The following is a 20,970-nucleotide window of genomic DNA, read 5'->3' as shown; positions in this document are numbered from 1 at the left end:
CGAATTACGGTTTGAGCATGCTCCTGACGCCTCTCGGATTCACCCTTCTATATTTAGCAGGCCCATTCGATACCCGCCGCCGGGCGTACCTTCGTGCAAGGCATACTGGATACTTTCGTAAAGATCGTTCGCCTCGTCAGCCGTGATGGAACGCGAACAGTCACGCAGGACCACGCGCAACAATACGTTCTCCTGCCCGGGGAGCAGTCCCAAACGGTCGATGGCTTGAGCTGGCAATTCGTCCATCGACCATCGCCCCTTGATAAACATTTCCTCTATCCATGGCGCACGCTCCCCCGCTGCTATCAGCATCTTTTCAGTCAAGCCCTCTTCGCTTTGACCTGGTGTGACGGCAAGGGAAATATCTCGGGTTATGCAGGGCAGCCGAGAAACAGCCTTCCAGGGTTTCAAATCATGCATTTGGGCTTGCACGCGAGGATTGGGATCACGCAGCAGTCGGATGTCGGGGATACCCTTGCGCAGCATGGTCAACCGATCGAGCCCCATCCCCAGTGCGAGCCCACCATGCTCAGAAGTATCGATACCCAGGCGCTGCAACAGCGATTGAGCAATGCACCCGCACTCAAGCACCTCCACAGGCTTTTCCGCCGTCACGAGGTTCACTTCGATTCCACCTTCAGTGTAGTGATGAGGGCTGTCACTATAAATCCACGGCATGTCCGGTACAGCCACAGCGAGAATCTCACCGACCAGGCGCAACAGTTCTGATCGGCTCGACAAGTCCGGATCCCCCAACACCCAGATATCCATCTGGTGCGGCTCAGCACAATGCCAGCGATCACGAGAGTCGCGCCGAAAGGTAATACCCGGTGCTGCAATCAAGATCCTCTCACCGGGTTCTCGCCGCGTCGCCGCAGCCTTCAATGCTGCTGGAATTTGACTGGTAGTTTGCGTACGTAGCAGCGAGTGGTCGTCGATCCACCGGGTGTGTTCGCTGCCTAAGGTGATCTCCTCGGGGTTATAGCCGAGCAGGCCATAGTTTTCCTGGGCTGAGACGATCCTGGGGCCTGTTCGTAATTCGGCTTGCGGCCAGCCATTGATTTTCAACCCAGCCAATATACCTTCAAGCAATAAAAATATTGCGTGATCTGAATCAGTTAGATCAGGCAACTCTAAGGCATCTTTAATCTGCTTACGTGAAATATATTTTTTTGTAGGCATCGTGAGTAGACCTCCAACAGATCAAAAAACATCAAGAAAACTCAACCAAAAGTCCAGAACCCGCACAAACCCTACCCACCACAAAAAAAACCTTCAATACCCAAGTTTAATAAAAATGGAAATACAGACATGGACGACAGACACGACCTACAGCCCTACAAACATTCCAAACAAACCATAAATAACAAACAATTCTAAACCGCAGACACCAACACCATTTACAAGAAGCCAACCAGCATTTAAAAATATGACACCTTCATACGAAGGAACAACAATCACAAAACGAGGTAACTCATGAAAAGCAATTCTGTTGAAAAAGCCAAAGCAAAACTCAATCGAATAACATCCGACCCTTATAACTTCGGCTGGGCTCCACTTGCATGGGCGCACTCGCGAGATTAATCCTCCATGACGCGGCGCCAGATAAAATTCTGGCGCCGCCTAAAAAATCAAGGATTTGACACCATGCCATCTACAAGCTCACTAAAGTCGCTATTCGACCCGACAAAAATAAACATACTCTCCGACTCTCTTGAATTTCTATTTGAGTTGCGAAAAAATGGATACGAAACTTCAAACCTACTTTCACTAGAGAGACTCCCTACCAACAGCATTGTCTTTTCATTCACTGACAATGCTGCCAAGCATGCATTCGAGATCGCAAAAGAAACGGATAGGAAGAAGTGCATATTTTGCGCTACTCACGTCTTTGAGCCGTCGATTTACGCCGCAAGCTATAGTTTGAACCTGCTGCTTAACAGTGATTTCATTGGCGCTCTCCGAGCCCAAGAAAAACTGCTAAGCCTACTAGACAACTGTTCAGAACTATTGATATCCGGGCCACACACTTCTGGAAAACTCAGGATCAGAGCAGACTCAATACCTTACGCAATGATAGAAGAGGACGTGAGGGAAAATTTCATTCATTCCGTAGCGGAATTTTTCGAGGTACACTACGCACACATGAACCCAGAAAAAGCTTGCCCATTTAACTTTGAAGGTAAAATTGAGATTTCTGGAATACTAACTGTACTGAGGAAGTCTCCAGCTAGTTTAAGCAAACATCTTAAACCTGCCCTGCATCGACTGGCGCAAGAGATCGCTAAAAAAAAGGCAACTTTAACGGTAACCAACAACAAAATAAGCTCATTACTCATCGGGAGCACAGAATACAAAACGTTGTTAGAAGAGGCCGCAGGAGCTCGCGGACTCTTTCTTACGGAGTTCGCGATCGGCGTCAACAGCTCATTGGCGCCGATCATAGACTACTCTATAAACTCGCAATTAAATGAGGGTATCGCTGGAATACACGTTGCTATCGGCGATGGGTCGACTGGCTATCACATCGACTTTCTTAGCCCCAATGCAACTGTGGCTGCCGCTTAATGCAATCCTCCAGAGCTCAGGCTGTACGCTCGCAACGGCATTGATGCACGGTTTAATCTGCTACTACAAAGTCTGCGCTGAGCACTCGGCAGGGGGCGGGGAATCCCTGTTGCGACTTCTTATGTATTGCCGTCCGGCATCATAAACCCGAATTACGGTTTGAGCATGCTCTTGAAGAAGGTGAGGTTACTCGAGATCGTTGCGACCGCTGCGCGCTCGAGCGCAGCCTGCGGCAGCGGCTACACCGACCGTGGCAGGCAGAACATTTTGTAGCCGCTGCCGAAGGCTCGGTGCGCCGCTGCGACGCCAAGGCCCAACGGGCCTTCATTTCAACCGGGATAACGCTGCCGCCCCCAGGCAAGCAGCCCTTCGAGCAACGCCTTGAGCACTTCCTGAGTCGGCGCCGCCAGGTCTTCGCGGTAACGGAACGGCTCGAACTCTTCCATATAGGTGCTCTGGGCCAGTTCCAGCTGCACGGCGTGGATATGATGGGCCGGGTCGCCGTAGTGACGGGTGATGTGACCACCCTTGAAGCGACCGTTGAGCACATGGCTGTAGTCCCTGAACTCGCCGCAGATGGCTTCGAGTTCGCTGGCCAGTTGTGGATCGCAGCTGGCGCCGTTGAAGGTGCCCAGGTTGAAGTCCGGCAGTTTGCCGTCGAACAGGTGCGGAACGTGGGAGCGGATCGAGTGTGCATCCCACAGCAGCGCATAACCGAACTGATCGCGCAGACGGGTCAGTTCATCTTCGATGGTGCGGTGGTAAGGGGTCCAGATCTTTTCCAGGTAGGTTGCGCGCTCGGTAGCCGAAGGCTCCAGGCCTTCCTTGAACAACGGCTTGCCATCGAACAATGTTGCTGGATAGAGACCGGTGGTGGCACCGGCGTACAACGGCTTGTCATCGGACGGACGATTGAGGTCGACGACGAAGCGCGAGTACTCGGCCGCGACGACACTCGCGCCCATATCGACGGCGAATTCGTACAGCAACGGAATATGCCAGTCGGTGTCGGGCAGGCATTGCGCTTCGTCGATCAGCCCGGCCTTGACCCCTGGGGTCAGGCGCAACCCGGCATGGGGCATGCTGATCAGCAGGGGCAATCGACCCTGGTGAAAATTCAGAACCTTATCCACGCGTCACCTCCAGATTCGATACTTCAATACCATGACGAACGACCCGCTTGTTCAAGTCACCCCCCAGCCAATAGGCCAGGTCGGCCGGGCGCTCGATGTCCCAGGCGACGAAGTCGGCGACCTTGCCGATTTCCAGCGAGCCATGGGTCTGGCCCATGCCCAGCGCGGTGGCCGCGTGAATGGTCGCTCCGGCGAGGGCTTCTTCCGGGGTCATTCGGAAACAGGTGCAGGCCATGTTCAACATCAGCCGCAATGACAACGCCGGCGAGGTGCCGGGGTTGAGGTCGCTGGCGACGGCGATTTTCACGCCGTGTTTGCGCAAGGCCTCCATCGGCGGCAACTGGGTTTCGCGCAGGAAGTAGAACGCGCCCGGCAACAACACCGCGACCGTCCCGGATTTGGCCATGGCGATGGCGTCGTCCTCGGTCATGAATTCCAGATGGTCCGCCGACAACGCATGATAGCGCGCCGCCAGGCTCGAACCGTGCAGGGACGACAGCTGCTCGGCGTGCAACTTGACCGGCAAGCCGAAGTTCTGCGCGGCGATGAACACCCGTTCGACCTGCGCGGGCGAGAACGCCAGGTACTCGCAGAAGGCATCCACTGCATCCACCAGCCCTTCGGCCGCCAGGGCCGGGAGCATTTCAGTGCAGATGTGCTCGATGTAATCGTCGGCCCGATCGGCGTATTCCGGGGGCAAGGCGTGCGCGGCCAGGCAGGTGCTGCGCACCGTGACCGGCAACTCGGCGCCGAGCCGGCGGATTACCCGAAGAATCTTCCGCTCGCTGGCCAGGTCCAGGCCGTAGCCGGACTTGATCTCGACGCTGGTGACGCCGTCGTGCAGCAGGCTCTTCAAGCGCTTGTGCGCGCTGGCAAACAGCTCGTCTTCGCTCGCCGCCCGCGTCGCGCGCACGGTGCTGGCAATACCGCCACCGGCCGCGGCGATCTCGGCATAGCTCACGCCTTGCAGGCGCTGCTCGAACTCGCCGCTGCGATTGCCGCCGAACACGGTATGGGTGTGGCAGTCGATCAGGCCAGGCGTGACCCAGGTACCCGCGAGGTCATGGACCTCGGCGTAGTCGCCAGCCGGCAGCTCGCTGCGCGGGCCGATCCACTCTATGTGCGCTCCTGACGTCACGATGGCGGCATCCTCGATGATCGAGTAATTGCCCTGCGCCATGCTTGCGACGTGGCAGTGTTGCCAGAGAGTTTTCATCCGTGGCCTCCATTAGGTTATCGATGGGACAAAGTAGGGTCGTATGTCACTTTTTCCGGCTGCCCGGCTGCAGGCTTCACCCACAACTTGTAAGCGATGACCAGCAGCACGATCCATACCGCGCCGACTGCCAGCGCCGCCTGGGTTTCCGGGAAGTAGCCGAGCACGCCAAAGACGAACAGCATGAACACGATCGCCGCCGCCGGCGCATAAGGCCAGAACGGTACCGGGAATTTCAGCTGGGCGATTTCTTCGCGGCTCATGGAGCGACGCATGGCCACTTGGGTGACCAGAATCATCAGCCAGACCCAGACCGTGGCGAAGGTCGCGATCGAGGCGATCACCAGAAATACATTCTCCGGAATCAGGTAGTTCAGCAGCACGCCACCGAGCAGGGCCGCGCCCATGACCACTACGGTCATCCACGGCACGCCCTGTTTGGACAGCTGAGCAAAGCCCTTGGGCGCGTGCCCCTGCTGGGCCAGGCCGTACATCATGCGCCCGGCACCGAAGATGTCGCTGTTGATGGCCGAGACTGCCGCCGAGATCACCACGATATTGAGGATAGTCGCCGCCGAGCTGATGCCCAGGTTGTCGAAAATCTGCACGAACGGGCTGCCCTTGCTGCCGATCTGCGGCCATGGGTAGATGGCCATCAGCACAAACAGGGTCAGAACGTAGAACAGCAGGATCCGCATCGGTACAGCATTGATCGCCCCGGGGATCACCCGCTGCGGGTCTTTGGCTTCACCTGCGGTGATGCCGATGATTTCGATGCCGCCAAAGGCAAACATCACCACCGCGAACGACGCGATCAAACCGCCAATGCCGTTGGGCATGAAGCCGCCGTGGGCCCAGAGATTGCTGAGGCCGGTGGCCTGTTCGGTGCTGGCCGAGCCGATGCCGAACAACATGATGCCGAAGCCTGCGAGGATCATCGCGACAATCGCGCCGACTTTCAGCAGCGACAGCCAGAACTCCATTTCACCGAAGACCTTGACGTTGCACAGGTTCAGCCCACCGATCAGGAACACGATACCCAGTACCCAGATCCAGCGCGCGACTTCCGGGAACCAGAAGCCCATGTAGATGCCGAATGCGGTGACGTCTGCCAGGCAGACGATGATCATCTCGAAGGCATAGGTCCAGCCGAGGATGAAGCCCGACAAGGGCCCCAGGTAGGTGCTGGCGTAATGGCCGAACGAACCGGACACCGGGTTGTGCACGGCCATCTCGCCCAGGGCGCGCATGACCATGAATACCGCCGCACCACCGATCAGGTAGGCGAGCAGTACCGCGGGGCCGGCCATTTGAATGGCCGAGGCAGAACCGTAAAATAGCCCGGTGCCGATCGCCGACCCCAGTGCCATGAAGCGAATATGGCGAGCCGACAGCCCGCGTTTCAAGCCTTGAGCTTGCTGTTGCATTTCACGTCCTTAATTATTCTTGTCGGCGGAAATCGTTATCGCCGGCAAGCCCGCTCCTATATGTGGGAGCGGGCCTGCCCGCGATAGGGGCCAAAGGCCCCTCCCGACTTACAAGCTAGGCAGCAACTTCGCCGGCACCAGCTCATTCAGGCAACGCGAAGCCAGCAACTCGCTCGCAGCGTTGATGTCAGGGGCGAAGAAACGATCTTTCTCGTAGTACGCCACTTTGCTGCGCAGGGTGCTGCGAGCCTGTTCGAGCTTGGCCGAAGTCTTCAGACCTTCGCGCAGGTCCAGGCCCTGGCAGGCAGCGAGCCATTCCACAGCGAGGATGCCACGAGTGTTCTCGGCCATTTCCCAAAGACGCTTGCCAGCGGCCGGGGCCATGGACACGTGGTCTTCCTGGTTGGCGGACGTCGGCAGGCTGTCCACCGAATGCGGGTGGGACAGTGCCTTGTTCTCGCTGGCCAGGGCAGCAGCGGTCACCTGAGCGATCATGAAGCCGGAGTTGACTCCGCCATTGGCCACCAGGAACGGCGGCAATTGCGACATGTGCTTGTCCATCATCAGCGAGATACGGCGCTCACTCAGCGAGCCGATTTCAGCGATGGCCAAGGCCATGTTGTCAGCGGCCATGGCCACAGGTTCGGCGTGGAAGTTACCGCCGGAGATCACATCACCTTCAGCAGCGAACACCAACGGATTATCCGATACGGCGTTGGCCTCGATCACCAGCACTTCGGCAGCCTGACGGAACTGGGTCAGGCAAGCGCCCATGACTTGTGGCTGGCAACGCAGGGAGTACGGGTCCTGGACCTTCTCGCAGTTCTCGTGGGAGTCGGAGACTTCGCTGCGCTCGCCCAGCAGGTGACGATACGCGGCAGCGGCGTCGATCTGGCCACGTTGACCGCGGGCGGCGTGAATCCGTGCATCGAATGGCGAACGCGAGCCCAGTACCGCCTCGACGGTCAGACTGCCGCAGGCCAGTGCGCCTGCGAACAGGTCCTCACCTTCGAACAGGCCGCGCAGGGCGAATGCCGTGGAAACCTGAGTGCCATTAAGCAACGCCAGACCTTCCTTGGCAGCCAGGGTCAGAGGTTCCAGCCCAGCCACGGCCAGCGCTTCGGTGGCCGGCAGCCATTGCCCTTTGTAACGTGCCTTGCCTTCGCCCAGCAGCACCAGCGACATATGCGCCAAGGGTGCCAGGTCGCCGGAAGCACCGACCGAGCCCTTGAGCGGGATGTGCGGATAAACTTCGGCGTTGATCAGGGAGATCAGTGCATCGATCACTTTGCGGCGAATCCCGGAGAAACCACGGCTCAGGCTGTTGACCTTGAGCACCATGATCAGCCGGCACAGCGCGTCGCTGATGGGCTCGCCGACACCGGCAGCGTGGGACAGCACCAGGGAGCGCTGGAGGTTTTCCAGATCCTCACTGGCGATGCGGGTCGAAGCCAACAGGCCGAACCCGGTGTTGATACCGTAAGCGGTACGGTTCTCGGCGAGGATTTGTTCCACGCAGGCGACGCTGGCTTCGATCTGTGCCGAGGCGCTGTCGTCGAGGCTGATTTTTACCGATTGCTGATAAACATCACGCAGTTGGGCAAGGCTCAGTTGGCCGGGGATAAGGTTTAGCGCAGTCACATTTATGCTCCTTTTGAGAGTTTTGTATTAACTACCAATCGCTCCGGACTTCTCCGTTATCCGCCGCCGTCTCTTTTTTGGAAGACTTGCGGCTTGGCACGCTGGCTAGGGTTGAACATCAGTTTCAGTACAGATTCGGTAAAACGCTTTGTAGTAATTGCGGGTCTTTCAAAACTTTCTCCTTAAAGAGAAGCAACGCGGCGCTGTACGAAACGGTCGACGTACTCATCGGCAGGCTGGTAAAGGATTTCCTTCGGCGTACCGACCTGAATCAGGCAGCCATCCTTGAGAATGGCAATACGGTTACCGATACGAACCGCTTCATCGAGGTCATGGGTGATGAACACGATGGTCTTGTGCAGGGTCTTCTGCAGTTCGAGCAACTGGTCCTGCATCTCCGCGCGGATCAGCGGGTCAAGCGCACTGAAGGCTTCGTCCATCAGAATGATGTCCGTGTCGGCAGCCAGGGCGCGGGCCAGGCCGACGCGCTGACGCATGCCGCCGGACAGTTGGTGCGGATAAGACTTTTCGTAGCCCTTGAGCCCCACGGTATTGATCCAGTGCAGCGCACGTTCGGTGCACTTCTCCTTGCTCTCGCCACGGACTTTCAAGCCGTAGGCGACGTTATCCAGCACGGTGCGATGTGGCAGCAGGCCGAAGCTCTGGAACACCATGCTGATCTTGTGCCGGCGGAATTGGCGCAGGGCTTCCATGTCGTATTGCAGAATGTCTTCGCCATCGACCAGGATCGCGCCGCTGGTCGGGTCGATCAGGCGGTTGAAGTGACGCACCAGGGTCGATTTACCCGAGCCGGACAGGCCCATGATCACGAAAATCTCGCCACTGCCAATGGACAGCGACAGGTCGTTGACCCCGACCACGCAGCCGGTTTCGGCCAGGACCTGATCCTTGGTTTTCTTCTGGCCAATCATGTCCAGCGCTTCTTCAGCGCGGGCGCCGAAGATTTTGAAAACGTTTCTGACTTCGATCTTGTGTGCAGTACTCACTGGTTCACCTCATGCCGTGGCCGACCATAGGCTTGGGTAATCCGGTCGATCACTACCGCCAGAATCACGATTGCAAGGCCCGCTTCGAGCCCGCGCCCGACATTCAGCGTCTGAATGCCCACCAGTACGTCTTCACCCAAGCCACGGGCACCGATCATCGAGGCAATGACCACCATCGACAGGGCCATCATGGTGGTCTGGTTGATCCCGGCCATGATGCTCGGCAGGGCCAGCGGCAATTGCACGCCGAACAGTTGCTGCCAGCGGTTGGCGCCGAAGGCATTGATCGCTTCCATCACCTCGCCGTCCACTTGGCGGATGCCCAAGTCAGTCAGGCGGATCAACGGTGGCGCGGCATAGATGACGGTGGCGAAGATTGCCGGCACCTTGCCCAGGCCGAACAGCATCAGTACCGGGATCAGGTACACGAAGCTGGGCATGGTCTGCATGATGTCGAGCAGCGGCATCAGGAAGGCCCGCAGGCGGTTGCTGCGCGCCGAGAGAATGCCCAGGGGTATGCCGACCAGCACCGAGATAAACGTCGCCACCAGCATCAGCGCCAGGGTCTGCATCAGCTTGTCCCACAACCCCACGACCCCAACCAGAAACAGCAGGCCGACAATGATCACTGTCGGCAGCACTCGCCGCGTGGCGTGCCAGGCAATACCGGCAACAATGGCCAGCATCAACCACCAGGGCGTTGCACGCAGCAGGCCTTCGAGGTTGACGATGGCCCACAGCAGCGTGTCGGCAACGCGCCGGAACACATCGCCGTAGTTGGTCACCAGCGCATCGACCCAGCTATTGACCCAGTCAGCGATAGAGAACGTGAAGCTGTCGGGAAACATAGGAAACTCTCGATCAAGTGTATATGGCTCGTCGACTCTCGCCGGACGAGCCACCAAGGCTCAGAGTGCCGCGCCTACCTTTTTGGCAGCCTCATCATTGAACCAGGCGAGCCAGACTTCAGGGTGCTCCTTGAGGAACAACTTGACCAGCTTGAGCGACTCGATACGTTTTCTGCAGCGCAGTGTGCGCTGCCTCCACCGCTGACAAGCCAGCTCCTACAGGTAAGGGGCGGACCGACAAAGCGTCGGTCCTGCAATTATCAGCCTGTGATCATCGGCAGGTTCAGGCCCTGCTCTTTGGCGCAATCAATTGCAATCTGGTAACCGGCATCAGCGTGACGCATGACACCAGTAGCCGGGTCGTTGTGCAGTACGCGGGCAATACGCTCGGCCGCTTCGTCGGTACCGTCGCAGACGATGACCATCCCCGAATGCTGGGAGAAGCCCATGCCGACGCCGCCGCCGTGGTGCAGGGAGACCCAGGTCGCGCCGCTCGCGGTGTTGAGCAACGCGTTGAGCAGTGGCCAGTCGGACACGGCGTCGGAGCCATCCTGCATCGCTTCGGTTTCACGGTTCGGGCTCGATACGGAACCGGAATCGAGGTGGTCACGGCCAATCACGATCGGTGCCGACAGCTCGCCGCTGCGCACCATTTCGTTGAAGGCCAGGCCCAGCTTGGCGCGCAGGCCCAGGCCAACCCAGCAGATACGTGCCGGCAGGCCCTGGAAGCTGATGCGCTCGCGCGCCATGTCCAGCCAGTTGTGCAGGTGGGCGTCGTCCGGGATCAGTTCCTTGACCTTGGCGTCGGTCTTGTAGATGTCCTCGGCGTTACCCGACAGTGCTGCCCAGCGGAACGGGCCGATGCCACGGCAGAACAGCGGACGGATATAGGCCGGTACGAAGCCGGGGAAGTCGAAGGCGTTTTCCACGCCTTCTTCCTTGGCCATCTGACGGATGTTGTTGCCGTAGTCGAAAGTCGGGATGCCTTGCTTCTGGAAGTCGAGCATGGCCTGGACGTGGACGGCCATGGATTGCTTGGCCGCCTTGACCACCGCAGCCGGTTCGGTCAGGGCGCGGTCGCGGTACTGTTCCCAGGTCCAGCCAGCCGGCAGGTAGCCGTTGAGCGGATCGTGGGCGCTGGTCTGGTCGGTGACCATGTCCGGGCGCACGCCACGCTTGACCAGCTCCGGCAGGATTTCGGCGGCGTTGCCGAGCAGGGCGATGGAGATGGCCTTGCCTTCCTTGGTGTATTTGTCGAGGCGTGCCAGCGCATCGTCCAGATCGGTGGCTTGCTCATCGACGTAACGGCTGCTCAGGCGGAAGTCGATGCGGCTTTGCTGGCATTCGATGTTCAGCGAGCAGGCACCGGCCAGGGTGGCCGCCAGTGGCTGGGCGCCGCCCATGCCGCCCAGACCCGCGGTCAGGACCCACTTGCCTTTCAGGTTGCTGTTGTAGTGCTGGCGACCGGCTTCGACGAAGGTTTCATAGGTGCCCTGGACGATGCCCTGGCTACCGATGTAGATCCAGCTGCCGGCAGTCATCTGGCCGTACATGGCCAGGCCCTTGGCATCCAGTTCGTTGAAATGCTCCCAGGTGGCCCAGTGCGGCACCAGGTTGGAGTTGGCGATCAGCACGCGCGGGGCGTTGCTGTGGGTCTTGAACACGCCGACCGGTTTGCCCGACTGCACCAGCAGGGTTTCGTCGTCGTTGAGGTTGGTCAGGCTCTCGACGATCTTGTCGTAGCACTCCCAGTTACGCGCCGCGCGGCCAATGCCACCGTAAACCACCAGCTCTTTCGGGTTTTCGGCCACTTCCGGGTCGAGGTTGTTCATCAGCATGCGCAGCGGCGCTTCGGTCAGCCAGCTCTTGGCGGTGAGCTTGTTACCGCGAGCGGCACGGATTTCAACATCACGAAATTTGTTTTGGGCATTGTCAGTCACGAAAAAGACTCCTCAAGCGATCAGTTCAAACCAACCCAGGCAATGGGCAAGTGAGCCTGCGACAAGACAGGCGGAATTCGGTTAACAAGCAGAGTGAGCGGAGGATTTCCTGTTCACTCATACGCACACATCTTTACTTGTACATACAAGCATATGCAATCAAGCGGCCAACTTGTGATTTTCGAGGTGTGAAAAAGTCGAGAAACGGGCAAAGGCCTTACGGAGCGGGCCTTTGGGCGGGATGAAAAATCTGTAGGGAATCGACTTGGTATGCCAAGGATTTGTTACCGGAGGGCAGCTTTGCGCCACCCTGGGGCGTTCGGTAACATTTTGAGCGAAGATAGTGCGGTGTTGCGTAGCAGCTGCCGTTAGGCGGCGGTCAGCTCGATCAGGCAGCATTTGCCTGTCAGTACGATTTCCAGCAACTCGTTGTTACCGTTCAATTGCAGGCAGTCATATTCGCCAAGCAAGGCAGCTTCGTGCCTGCCCAGTTCGACTTGCAGCTGTTCGGCAGCACTGAACACCAGCACAGTGCTGGCTGAGCTGAACAAGCGCACCGGCTCGCGCACATCGAACCACTGCAGGCGCGCACGGTAACGCTGGGGTGCATAAATCAGGTTGAAATCGCGTATCGCACCGCCGAGCAGATTGCACGACACCGCGCTTTCGCCACGGAAGGCAAAGGCATCGAAGGGCAGCAGCTTGCGGGTACTGTGACCATCGACCCGCAAGGTCATGCCATCGCCCTGCAATACGGTAATGATGCGCTCGTACCCAGCGAAGCTGGAGAAGCCACCGGACTCGGCGATATCGGCGATCGACAGGCGCCAACCAAACCCATCGAGCCCCTTCCCCGCATCGCGAGTGATTTCTTCGGTGCTGCCACCGCCATTTTTCCAGGGCATGCGCGGGTAATCGGCCGCGCGCAAAACTTTCAACTGGCTCATTTGCTGAAACGTCCTTCCAAACGATGACGGGAACCGGGGTGGATCAAGCGTGCAGCGGTCACCGGTGTGCGACCGGACCAGGTGCGCCGCCGTATCAACAGGCAGGGCTCGCCGGGCTCGATCTGCAACAGGCGGCATTCTTCAGGCTCCGCCAGGATCGCCTCGACAACATGCTCGCCCTCGGTCAGGGGCGCCACTTGGGACAAATAGGCATACGGTGTCTGCTTGGTGAAGTCCTGCTTGAGGTACTCCGGCGCAACCGATGCATTGACGAAGCGATCTTCGATTTGCACCGCGATATCGTTTTCGTAGTGCACGATCAGCGAATGGAACACCTTCTGCCCTTCGCGCATGTCTAGGGCCAGGGCGCGTTCGGAACCGGCCGCCTCTTCGCCCAGGGTAATGACCCTGCAGGTATGGCGATGACCGCGTGAGGCGATTTCGTCGGCAATATTATGGACTTCGAACAGAGCGGATTGAGTCTTGGGTTCGGCGACGAAGGTTCCGACGCCCTGCATCCGCACCAACAAGCCTTCTGCCGTCAGCTCGCGCAAGGCGCGGTTGATGGTCATGCGGCTGAAGCCCAACTGATTGACCAGTTCGCTTTCCGACGGCACGCGATAGTGCGGCGGCCAGCTACCATTCTGGATCTGCAGGGCAATCATTTGTTTGACGCGGGCATACAGGGGCGCCGGACTATCGCCCATCTGGGCAACCAGCGCAGCAACGGCAGGCGGAGTCGGCACGGGAATTCCTTGATCAAAAAAATAATAGGACTAGCTTGCCGGAGTTTACCCAGCAGGCAAACGTCTGTATATGTATATACAAATAAACACGTATGAGGTGCCGATCGATGTCCGCCTTCTTTGCCGAACGCGCTTTGTTGCCTAATGGATGGGCCAATAATGTCAGACTCGAGGTCGGCCCCGATGGCCGCCTGACCCAAGTCCAGGCCGATGCCAGCGCAGAAGGCGCCGAGCGCATAAGCGGTCCGCTGCTGCCCGGCATGCCTAACCTGCACTCCCACGCCTTCCAGCGCGCCATGGCAGGCCTTGCGGAAGTAGCCGGCAACCCGAACGACAGTTTCTGGACCTGGCGCGACCTCATGTACCGCCTGGTCGGCAAGATCAGCCCCGATCAGCTCGGCATTATCGCCCGCCAGCTGTACATCGAAATGCTCAAGGCCGGTTACACCTCGGTCGCCGAATTCCATTATGTCCATCACGACCCGACCGGCAAGGCCTACGCCGACCCTGCCGAACTGTCCCAGCGCATCAGCCAGGCGGCCAGCGCCGCCGGCATCGGCCTGACCCTCTGCCCCGTGCTTTACAGCCATTCCGGCTTCGGCGGGCAGACGCCCAACGAAGGGCAGCGGCGTTTCATCAACAGCACCGAGCAATACCTGGCCCTGCAAGGACGCCTCGCCCCGCTGCTCGCCCAGCAGCCTGCACAGCAACTGGGCCTGTGCTTCCACTCGCTACGCGCGGTAACGCCCGAACAGATCGAGCAGGTACTGGCCGCCAGTGACAAGACCTGCCCGGTGCATATCCATATCGCCGAGCAACAGAAGGAAGTCGACGACTGCCTGGCCTGGAGCGGCCGCCGCCCACTGCAATGGCTGTATGAAAACACCGAGGTGGACCAGCGCTGGTGCCTGGTCCACGCAACCCATGCCAACAGCGAAGAAGTCAGCCTGATGGCCAACAGCGGCGCGGTCGCGGGCCTGTGCCTGACTACCGAAGCCAACCTCGGCGACGGCATCTTCCCGGCAGTGGATTTTCTTGCTCAAGGTGGTCGCCTGGGCATCGGCTCCGACAGCCATGTCTCGTTGAGTGTGGTAGAGGAACTGCGCTGGCTGGAATACGGCCAACGCTTGCGTGACCAGCGCCGCAACCGCCTGTACCGCCAGGAGCAGCCGATGGTCGGGCGCACCCTGTTTGACGCGGCTTTAAGCGGTGGCGCCCAGGCGCTGGGGCAACCGATTGGCGAACTGGCGGCAGGCAAGCGGGCGGACTGGCTGGTACTCGATGGAAGCGATCCCTACCTGGCCACAGCCAGTGAAGACGGGATTCTCAATCGCTGGCTGTTTGCCGGTGGTGATCGTCAGGTGCGTGATGTGCTGGTCAATGGCCAATGGGTGGTACGCGACGGCCATCATGCCGACGAACAGGAAAGCGCCCGCGCCTTCACCCAGGTATTGCGCGACCTGCTGGGTTAACGCGGGTCATTGGGCATTGGCGATGTTCGAATCGGACACCCGCCAAATCAGCCTTGTAGTGTCATAGCCCTGCTGGCGTGCCTTGGCCAGCAGGTCTTCACGCACAAGGGGCGTCACCTGCGGTTTGCGCGAGAGCAGCCAGAGGCTCTTGCGATCCGGATTGCCGACCAGGGCGGTCTGGTAATCGTCGCCGATATACAGCACCCAGTAGTCACCCTTGACGACGCGCGGCGCCAGCTCCGAAAGCCAATTGTCGAATACCACCCAGAGCTTGTCGGTCTTGCCCGGTACCTGCGGCCATGCCGTGCCGGTCGCCGCCTCCCATTTGCCTTCAAGGGTTCGGCAACGATTCAGCACGCCGATCGTAGCGTCTGGCCGAAGCGTGTAATGGGCTTCGGACTGGGCGCAGTCACGCTGGAAGTACATGGGCATGCGCGCCAGCTCGTACCAGGTGCCCTGGTAGCGCTTGAAATCGACTTTTTCGACCGTCTTGGGCGGTATTGCCCCGGTGCCCGAGTTGGCACAACCGGTCAGCAGCAGACCAGCGAACAGGCTGCCCAGCAGCCATGCCAGCGTTTTGCCGACGCTCATTTCAAGCCCTCGCCAGAAAACATGAGGACCTTGTCACCGGCGTACTGGATGCTGATGAAACTGTTCTTGTCGCCCCAGGTGCAACTGGAGAAACCCAGTGCGCCCGAGCACTCCCCCGGGCTGCCCAACATTTTTTCGACTTCAGCCTTGGTCATGCCTGCCTGGAGCTTTGAATAGTTTTCCTGATTGACCTTGTTGCAGGCGGCCAGCAAAACGCACAACGACAACAGGGCGAGGGAACGCAAAGACATGAAGTGACTCCAGGGCATGAGGGGGCGGCACGGCTGCCTGCCAACAGGTTAGAAGGGGAAAACCCATTCTGGTTCCCGCCGCCGACGGGCTTTTATTCGCTGCAACCCCCATAAACAGGAACCTTCGGTCGGCAAACCCGCCTGGCCATGCTTGCCAGCGATCGGCCCAAAGGGCCGCAAAGTTTCAGAACCGAGAACCCGGTTGGCGCAAAAACGCCAACTCCTCGGCCGTGGACTCGCGCCCAAGCACTTCATTGCGATGAGGAAACCGGCCAAAGCGTTCGATGATCCGCTGATGCTTCTCGGCATAATCGAGAAAGTCAGCAAACAACGCATGTTCGAGCCCGAGCTGATTGGGAAGCAGCTTTTGGTGGAGTGTCACCGAACGGTTCTGCAGGGCAAGATCTTCGGCATGTTCGAGCACCAGAAGGACGAACGCCTTCTGCAAGGGCAACAACAGCAGATAATGTCCCTGGGCCAGGCCGTCAATCACCAGACCCTGCGCTCGCCGGTCACCGGCATAGGCCTTTGGCGTATCCCGGTAGACCATTCGCGGCAGTTGATCGAGCAGCAGAATCAAGGCCAGCCAGCCTTGCGGGCTTTGCGCCCACTCAGCCAATCCGCCAGCCAACGCCTGATCGACCAGGTCGCCAAAACGCTCACGCGCCTCGGCATCCTGGCTGTCACGCTTGCCGAACCACAACTTGCCCTGTTGCGCGGCCACCTCTTCAGGGCGTTCGGCTGAACCAAACCACCATTGCAGAAGCGGCTGCCAAGGCGCGGCCATGGATTATTCCTTGTGGTAAGCGGTTACGCGCTCGACTTCCTGCTTGGAACCGAGGAACACCGCGACGCGCTGGTGCAGGCCTTCAGGCTTGATATCGAGAATGCGCTGGTTGCCGTCGGTGGACGCACCACCGGCCTGCTCGACCAGGAACGACATCGGGTTGGCTTCGTACATCAGGCGCAGCTTGCCTGGCTTGGACGGCTCGCGGCTGTCGCGCGGGTACATGAACAGGCCGCCACGGGTCAGGATGCGATGCACGTCGGCCACCATCGAGGCGATCCAGCGCATGTTGTAGTTTTTCTTCAGCGGGCCGGTTTCACCTGCCAGCAATTCGCTGACGTAGCGTTGCACCGGGGCTTCCCAGTGGCGCTGGTTGGACATGTTGATGGCGAACTCTGCGGTGGTTTCCGGGATGGTGATGTTCTCGTGAGTCAGCACGAAGCTGCCCATTTCACGGTCCAGGGTGAAGCCCTTGACGCCGTCGCCCAAGGTCAGGATCAACATGGTTTGCGGGCCGTAGATGGCGTAACCGGCAGCGACCTGCTGGGTACCCGGCTGAAGGAACGCCTTCTCGTTGAGGGTTTCGTTCTGGCTCAGGTGCTCATTGGGGCAGCGCAGTACCGAGAAGATGGTGCCGACCGACACGTTGACGTCGATGTTCGACGAACCGTCCAGCGGGTCGAATACCAGCAGGTAGGCGCCTTTCGGGTATTTGCCCGGGATCTGGTAGGCATTGTCCATTTCTTCGGACGCCATGCCGGCCAGGTGACCGCCCCATTCGTTGGCTTCGAGCAGGATCTCGTTGGAGATCACGTCGAGTTTCTTTTGTACTTCACCTTGTACGTTCTCGGTGCCCATGCTTCCCAGCACACCACCCAACGCACCTTTGGACACGGCGTGGCTGATTTCCTTGCACGCACGCGCTACCACTTCGATCAGGAAGCGCAGATCGGCAGGAGTGTTGTTGCTACGGGTCTGCTCAATCAAATAGCGACTCAGGGTAACGCGGGACATTGGCGGCTCCGAAGAATGGGGTCAAAAAACCCACGCAGTTTACAGGGAGAGTGGAAACCTAGCGAGCAATAGGGTGCAGTTACCGCAATCAGACCGACATTATGGCCCGAGAGTTCACGCGCCCGCTTGAGCGTAGCGCGAAAACGACAGAATGCCGCCGTTGCCGAAGGCATAACATCAAGAAGTCGGCCCTTCTTCTGGCAACTGTTGCGAGCGTTTCGGCGGCAGGGGCGCAAAATAGCCCACGACCAGCAACAGCACCCCCACGCCGATGAACGAGACGATCCGCGCCAGGCCGCCGCGATTGCTCAACTCGACAAAGAACAGTTTGGCAACCACCAGCACAATCAGGCCAGCGCCCACCAGCCAGACCTCGCGTCGCTGGCGCAGGTGCCCGCCGATCATCAGGCCCAGCGCGATCAGGGTCCAGGCGATCGACAGCCCGGCCTGGACCTGCATGGACGCCACCAGAGCGTCGAACACAAAGGGTACCGCACCCCAATGGTGCGCCGTGCGCATGACCGCCGCAGTGAAGAAGACGAACAATGACAGCCCGATCACGCCCTGACGAACAGGTTCGAGCCGAGGGCCACCCGGCGCCAGGGCGCTGCGCGACCAGGCGTGTACACCGAACAGGGCAAACAGCAGGCCCAGCTCCAGCGGGTTGAGCAGCGGCAAATAGGGCAAGGGCCACGCGCTGCCGTCGCTGGCGATATTCGCCAGCCAGAACCACAGCAGCATCAACACCGCCAGCGGCAGCGCCGCCCACCAACGGTATTCGCGCCGATAGGCCGATACTGGCCAAGGCCAGGCGCGAGGTGCCGCCATCAGAACCAGATACAGGCTGGGCAGCAGCGCCCACCCCAGCCAGCGCCACGCGCTGTAATGCTCCCGGAGCTGCAGCAGGCCATAACGCAGCTCCAGGGTCAGCACGCCGATTATCAGCCAGCAGCCGAGCACATGGGCGGCGCTACGGGCCCAAGGGAGGATCAACCCGGCCAGACGTTTGAGCGAGAGCCCATGCACGAGCAGCACGGCCAGCCACGCCAACGCACCGAAGTTCGCGGCCGGGTGATAACCCGGCTCCCACACCCAGACGAGTATCCACGCTGCAGCCGGCATCAGCAGCGTGCACAGTGTCGCCAACGCCGACCAGCGCAACCGCAAGGCCAGCCAGGCCCACAAGGCAACGCTCAGCGCACAGGCCAGGAGCAGCTGGGTTGCCTGCAACTCAAAAGGCACAAAGCGCTGCACTTCCGTCACCCACGTCAGTGCCCACCAACCCGCACCCCAGAGCAGCAGCGCCGCACAAAGGCGTGGAAAATACAGTGCTTCAAACACCGCTTGCCGGTCCAGATCCAGACGCCAGGCACTGACCATGGCAACCAGACTCACCAGCATTGGCGCCCAAAAGTCGGCATGCAGCAATGGCCGCGTCCCCTCGTCCATCCAGTAACTGGTGAGTCCGGGGCCAAACAGCAGGAACAGCAACCCGGCGAGCACTTGTACGCTCAAGGCACACGCCAGGAACGCGCGCGACTGCAGGGGCAGGCCAGCCAACAGCGTCATCAGGCCGGCCACGGCCCAGGCAATGGTCGTGCCCTGATATTCGAAGCACAGCGGCGCCAGCAAATAGACGAACCCCAGCCCGACGCACGCGAGCCAGGGCAAGGCCTTGCGCTCCCGGGCCCTGGCCTGCTCCGGCGTCGCCTTGCGCAATTGGTAAAAACTGAACAACACGGCAACCCCCAGTAGCAATGCGCCCAAGGGTGCTCCGTAGATCAGCGAGGCATCGCGGCCAGGCCTCAGCTCGGCGAGAAAAGCCAGCGCGGCGCCAGCCTGTAGCAACAATGCGAAGCAGCGACTCGACAGACGCTGCTGGCGAACGCCCAACCAAAAGATCCCCGCCCCTTCCACGGCCCAGGCTGCCGACGTCCAGCGCGCATCCAGGCCCAAGGGTATCGCCAGGCTGGCAAACACCACGCCCAGCGCCACACAGGTTTCGACCAGCAAGCGGGCGCGCTCCGGCACCCGCGCAGCCAAAGCCCGAGCCAGCAGCAAGTAGACCGCGCCCAATCCCAGCGCACTGAGCGCCGGGCCGAATGGCAGATGCTGCACCAGCGCGTATTGCAGCCCGAACCCGACGAGCGGCGGGCCAAACAACAGGCTGCCATCGGCATACCCGCCCTGGCGCACCGACCAGCGCAGCAGCGCCTGACGGCTGTCATCCACGGGAGCGCCTGTAGCCTCAAGCAGCCGGCGCCGGGCGTACAACAGGCCGATCCCCAGGTACATTGCCAGAAACAGCAGCAAAAACGGTTCGGTGCTCCAGAACAGCTCCGGTGTGTAAGCACGCAAGCCCCACGCCACACCGATACCGAAGGTACCGATAAAACCGATCAGGTCGAGCAGGCGCCAGGCCTTGAACCAGGCGATGGCCAGGATGCCGGCATTGAGCAGGGCGAAATAACTGAACAGCACCACATGGTTGCCATCGCCGCTGGACGCCAGAATCGGCGCGGCAAAGCCACCCAGTGCGGCGGCCGCTGCCAGCCCGAGGGCATCCTGCTTCAATGCCATGATGCCCGAGGACACCGTCACCGCAACCAGCAAACCAAAGGCCGCCGCAGGCTCCAGGAGCGTGTGCAGACGCATGGCAGCGAATACTGTCAAATACAGCACCGCAACCCCGGCGCCCTGCAGCACCAATGCGTATTGGCGCTGGCGGCGGCGCAACCACCAACCCAGCCCCAACAGTGCCAGCCCAGTGGTTGCCACCCCGATGTAGCGAAACTCGACCGGCACTGCCAGGTGTTCGCTGGCATAGCGCAGCAGGAAAGCCAGGCCAAGAAACAGCAAGAGCACACCGACCCGCAATAGGGTATTACCACCCACAAGCCAGTCGCGCATCCTGGCCCAGGCTTTTTCGATGACGCTTGGCTCGCTCGGCAAAACCGATGCGGACGGGGCCGGACGCCATGCATCGGCGACAGGCGGAATGCTTTTGGGAGCCGACACCAGCTCGTCGGGCAGTTCCCAGATCAGCTCGGGTTCGGCTGCAGGCGCTTCAGCGACCTGAATGAAGGCCGGCACTTGCGTCCCGGTATCTGGCTCGAGCCTGGCCAGCCGCTGACCAAGCGCGGCAAGTGATTGCTGCGCCTGCTCGAGCTGGAGGCGTTGTTCGCCACACTGGCGAGCCAGCGCGGACAGACGGATGCCCTGTGCCAGGCCCAGGCCCGCCAGCGCACCGATAATCGCTTGCGCGAACGACCCTTCGAGCGCACCGCCCAGCACAAGGCCCGCCAGCGGGAAGATCCATTGCATGGTCGCTATCCCTGCCCCGTGCAGGCGGGGCCGGCCACACAATAGCCGGCCTGCCCGG

At 60.0% G+C, this 20,970-nt stretch carries 17 protein-coding genes and 1 pseudogene; 2 read left to right on the top strand and 16 right to left on the bottom strand.

What is annotated here, in order from left to right; genetic code table 11:
* Positions 1-39: 39 nt before the first annotated feature.
* On the bottom strand, positions 40-1,182 hold the full coding sequence (locus NVV94_RS01740; RefSeq protein WP_258445546.1) for a hypothetical protein: 1,143 nt from the start codon (positions 1,180-1,182) through the stop codon (positions 40-42).
* A 465-nt stretch (positions 1,183-1,647) separates the two neighbouring features.
* Between NVV94_RS01740 and NVV94_RS01735 the strand changes: the two genes are divergently transcribed.
* A complete protein-coding gene (locus NVV94_RS01735; RefSeq protein WP_258445545.1) occupies positions 1,648-2,568 on the top strand; it encodes a hypothetical protein in 921 nt (306 codons plus the stop codon).
* A 329-nt stretch (positions 2,569-2,897) separates the two neighbouring features.
* Here NVV94_RS01735 and hutG read toward each other — a convergent pair whose 3' ends face one another.
* From hutG to hutC, 10 genes and pseudogenes are all read right to left on the bottom strand, one after another.
* On the bottom strand, positions 2,898-3,701 hold the full coding sequence (hutG, locus tag NVV94_RS01730) for an N-formylglutamate deformylase (protein WP_258445544.1): 804 nt from the start codon (positions 3,699-3,701) through the stop codon (positions 2,898-2,900).
* Positions 3,694-4,917: an imidazolonepropionase gene (hutI, locus tag NVV94_RS01725; RefSeq protein WP_258445543.1), complete on the bottom strand. Its 1,224-nt coding sequence runs from the start codon at positions 4,915-4,917 to the stop codon at positions 3,694-3,696. The genes hutG and hutI overlap by 8 nt, the downstream gene beginning before the upstream one ends.
* A gap of 17 nt (positions 4,918-4,934) precedes the next feature.
* Complete coding sequence (locus NVV94_RS01720) at positions 4,935-6,344, bottom strand: amino acid permease (RefSeq protein ID WP_258445542.1); 1,410 nt, start codon at positions 6,342-6,344, stop codon at positions 4,935-4,937.
* A 108-nt stretch (positions 6,345-6,452) separates the two neighbouring features.
* Positions 6,453-7,985 carry a histidine ammonia-lyase gene (gene hutH / locus NVV94_RS01715; RefSeq protein ID WP_258445541.1) on the bottom strand — a complete coding sequence of 511 codons (1,533 nt, stop codon included), beginning with the start codon at positions 7,983-7,985 and terminating at the stop codon, positions 6,453-6,455.
* A 182-nt stretch (positions 7,986-8,167) separates the two neighbouring features.
* Positions 8,168-8,992 (bottom strand): glycine betaine/L-proline ABC transporter ATP-binding protein, encoded by an 825-nt coding sequence (locus tag NVV94_RS01710; RefSeq protein WP_258445540.1) that lies wholly within the window; start codon positions 8,990-8,992, stop codon positions 8,168-8,170.
* On the bottom strand, positions 8,989-9,840 hold the full coding sequence (locus tag NVV94_RS01705) for a proline/glycine betaine ABC transporter permease (protein ID WP_258445539.1): 852 nt from the start codon (positions 9,838-9,840) through the stop codon (positions 8,989-8,991). The genes NVV94_RS01710 and NVV94_RS01705 overlap by 4 nt, the downstream gene beginning before the upstream one ends.
* Positions 9,841-9,900: 60 nt before the next feature.
* Positions 9,901-10,014 (bottom strand): annotated as a pseudogene (locus NVV94_RS01700) (histidine ABC transporter substrate-binding protein); the annotation flags it as partial.
* A gap of 86 nt (positions 10,015-10,100) precedes the next feature.
* Entirely contained in the window at positions 10,101-11,780 is a 1,680-nt protein-coding gene (hutU, locus tag NVV94_RS01695) for a urocanate hydratase (protein ID WP_258445538.1), read from the bottom strand.
* Positions 11,781-12,148: 368 nt separating this feature from the next.
* A complete protein-coding gene (locus NVV94_RS01690) occupies positions 12,149-12,727 on the bottom strand; it encodes a HutD family protein (protein ID WP_258445537.1) in 579 nt (192 codons plus the stop codon).
* Positions 12,724-13,434: a histidine utilization repressor gene (gene hutC / locus NVV94_RS01685; protein ID WP_258447596.1), complete on the bottom strand. Its 711-nt coding sequence runs from the start codon at positions 13,432-13,434 to the stop codon at positions 12,724-12,726. Before hutC ends, NVV94_RS01690 begins: the two co-directional genes overlap by 4 nt.
* 146 nt (positions 13,435-13,580) lie before the next feature.
* On the opposite strand from hutC, the gene NVV94_RS01680 reads away from it, so the two are divergent.
* On the top strand, positions 13,581-14,945 hold the full coding sequence (locus NVV94_RS01680; protein WP_258445536.1) for a formimidoylglutamate deiminase: 1,365 nt from the start codon (positions 13,581-13,583) through the stop codon (positions 14,943-14,945).
* 6 nt (positions 14,946-14,951) lie between these two features.
* On the opposite strand, the gene NVV94_RS01675 is transcribed toward NVV94_RS01680, so the two are convergent.
* From NVV94_RS01675 to NVV94_RS01655, 5 genes are all read right to left on the bottom strand, one after another.
* Positions 14,952-15,518, bottom strand: a complete 567-nt coding sequence (locus tag NVV94_RS01675) for a lipocalin family protein (protein WP_258447595.1) — start codon at positions 15,516-15,518, stop codon at positions 14,952-14,954.
* 14 nt (positions 15,519-15,532) lie between these two features.
* Positions 15,533-15,787 carry an outer membrane protein assembly factor BamE gene (bamE, locus tag NVV94_RS01670; protein WP_258445535.1) on the bottom strand — a complete coding sequence of 85 codons (255 nt, stop codon included), beginning with the start codon at positions 15,785-15,787 and terminating at the stop codon, positions 15,533-15,535.
* A gap of 184 nt (positions 15,788-15,971) precedes the next feature.
* Positions 15,972-16,574 carry a DUF924 family protein gene (locus tag NVV94_RS01665; RefSeq protein WP_258445534.1) on the bottom strand — a complete coding sequence of 201 codons (603 nt, stop codon included), beginning with the start codon at positions 16,572-16,574 and terminating at the stop codon, positions 15,972-15,974.
* A 3-nt stretch (positions 16,575-16,577) separates the two neighbouring features.
* Positions 16,578-17,588: a class 1 fructose-bisphosphatase gene (locus NVV94_RS01660; protein WP_258445533.1), complete on the bottom strand. Its 1,011-nt coding sequence runs from the start codon at positions 17,586-17,588 to the stop codon at positions 16,578-16,580.
* A gap of 177 nt (positions 17,589-17,765) precedes the next feature.
* Entirely contained in the window at positions 17,766-20,912 is a 3,147-nt protein-coding gene (locus NVV94_RS01655) for a DUF2339 domain-containing protein (protein WP_258445532.1), read from the bottom strand.
* Positions 20,913-20,970: the final 58 nt, after the last annotated feature.

Source organism: Pseudomonas sp. LS1212 (genome assembly GCF_024741815.1).
GTDB lineage: Bacteria > Pseudomonadota > Gammaproteobacteria > Pseudomonadales > Pseudomonadaceae > Aquipseudomonas.
This window is presented reverse-complemented; position numbering and strand designations above follow the sequence as displayed.

What these genes read in the sequence shown, in the direction of transcription:
- NVV94_RS01740 (WP_258445546.1), bottom strand. Translation starts at nt 1,182, where the DNA reads ATGCCTACAAAAAAATATATTTCACGTAAGCAGATTAAAGATGCCTTA.
- NVV94_RS01735 (WP_258445545.1), top strand. Translation starts at nt 1,648, where the DNA reads ATGCCATCTACAAGCTCACTAAAGTCGCTATTCGACCCGACAAAAATA.
- hutI (WP_258445543.1), bottom strand. Translation starts at nt 4,917, where the DNA reads ATGAAAACTCTCTGGCAACACTGCCACGTCGCAAGCATGGCGCAGGGC.
- NVV94_RS01720 (WP_258445542.1), bottom strand. Translation starts at nt 6,344, where the DNA reads ATGCAACAGCAAGCTCAAGGCTTGAAACGCGGGCTGTCGGCTCGCCAT.
- NVV94_RS01705 (WP_258445539.1), bottom strand. Translation starts at nt 9,840, where the DNA reads ATGTTTCCCGACAGCTTCACGTTCTCTATCGCTGACTGGGTCAATAGC.
- NVV94_RS01690 (WP_258445537.1), bottom strand. Translation starts at nt 12,727, where the DNA reads ATGAGCCAGTTGAAAGTTTTGCGCGCGGCCGATTACCCGCGCATGCCC.
- hutC (WP_258447596.1), bottom strand. Translation starts at nt 13,434, where the DNA reads ATGGGCGATAGTCCGGCGCCCCTGTATGCCCGCGTCAAACAAATGATT.
- NVV94_RS01680 (WP_258445536.1), top strand. Translation starts at nt 13,581, where the DNA reads ATGTCCGCCTTCTTTGCCGAACGCGCTTTGTTGCCTAATGGATGGGCC.
- bamE (WP_258445535.1), bottom strand. Translation starts at nt 15,787, where the DNA reads ATGTCTTTGCGTTCCCTCGCCCTGTTGTCGTTGTGCGTTTTGCTGGCC.
- NVV94_RS01665 (WP_258445534.1), bottom strand. Translation starts at nt 16,574, where the DNA reads ATGGCCGCGCCTTGGCAGCCGCTTCTGCAATGGTGGTTTGGTTCAGCC.
- NVV94_RS01660 (WP_258445533.1), bottom strand. Translation starts at nt 17,588, where the DNA reads ATGTCCCGCGTTACCCTGAGTCGCTATTTGATTGAGCAGACCCGTAGC.
- NVV94_RS01655 (WP_258445532.1), bottom strand. Translation starts at nt 20,912, where the DNA reads ATGCAATGGATCTTCCCGCTGGCGGGCCTTGTGCTGGGCGGTGCGCTC.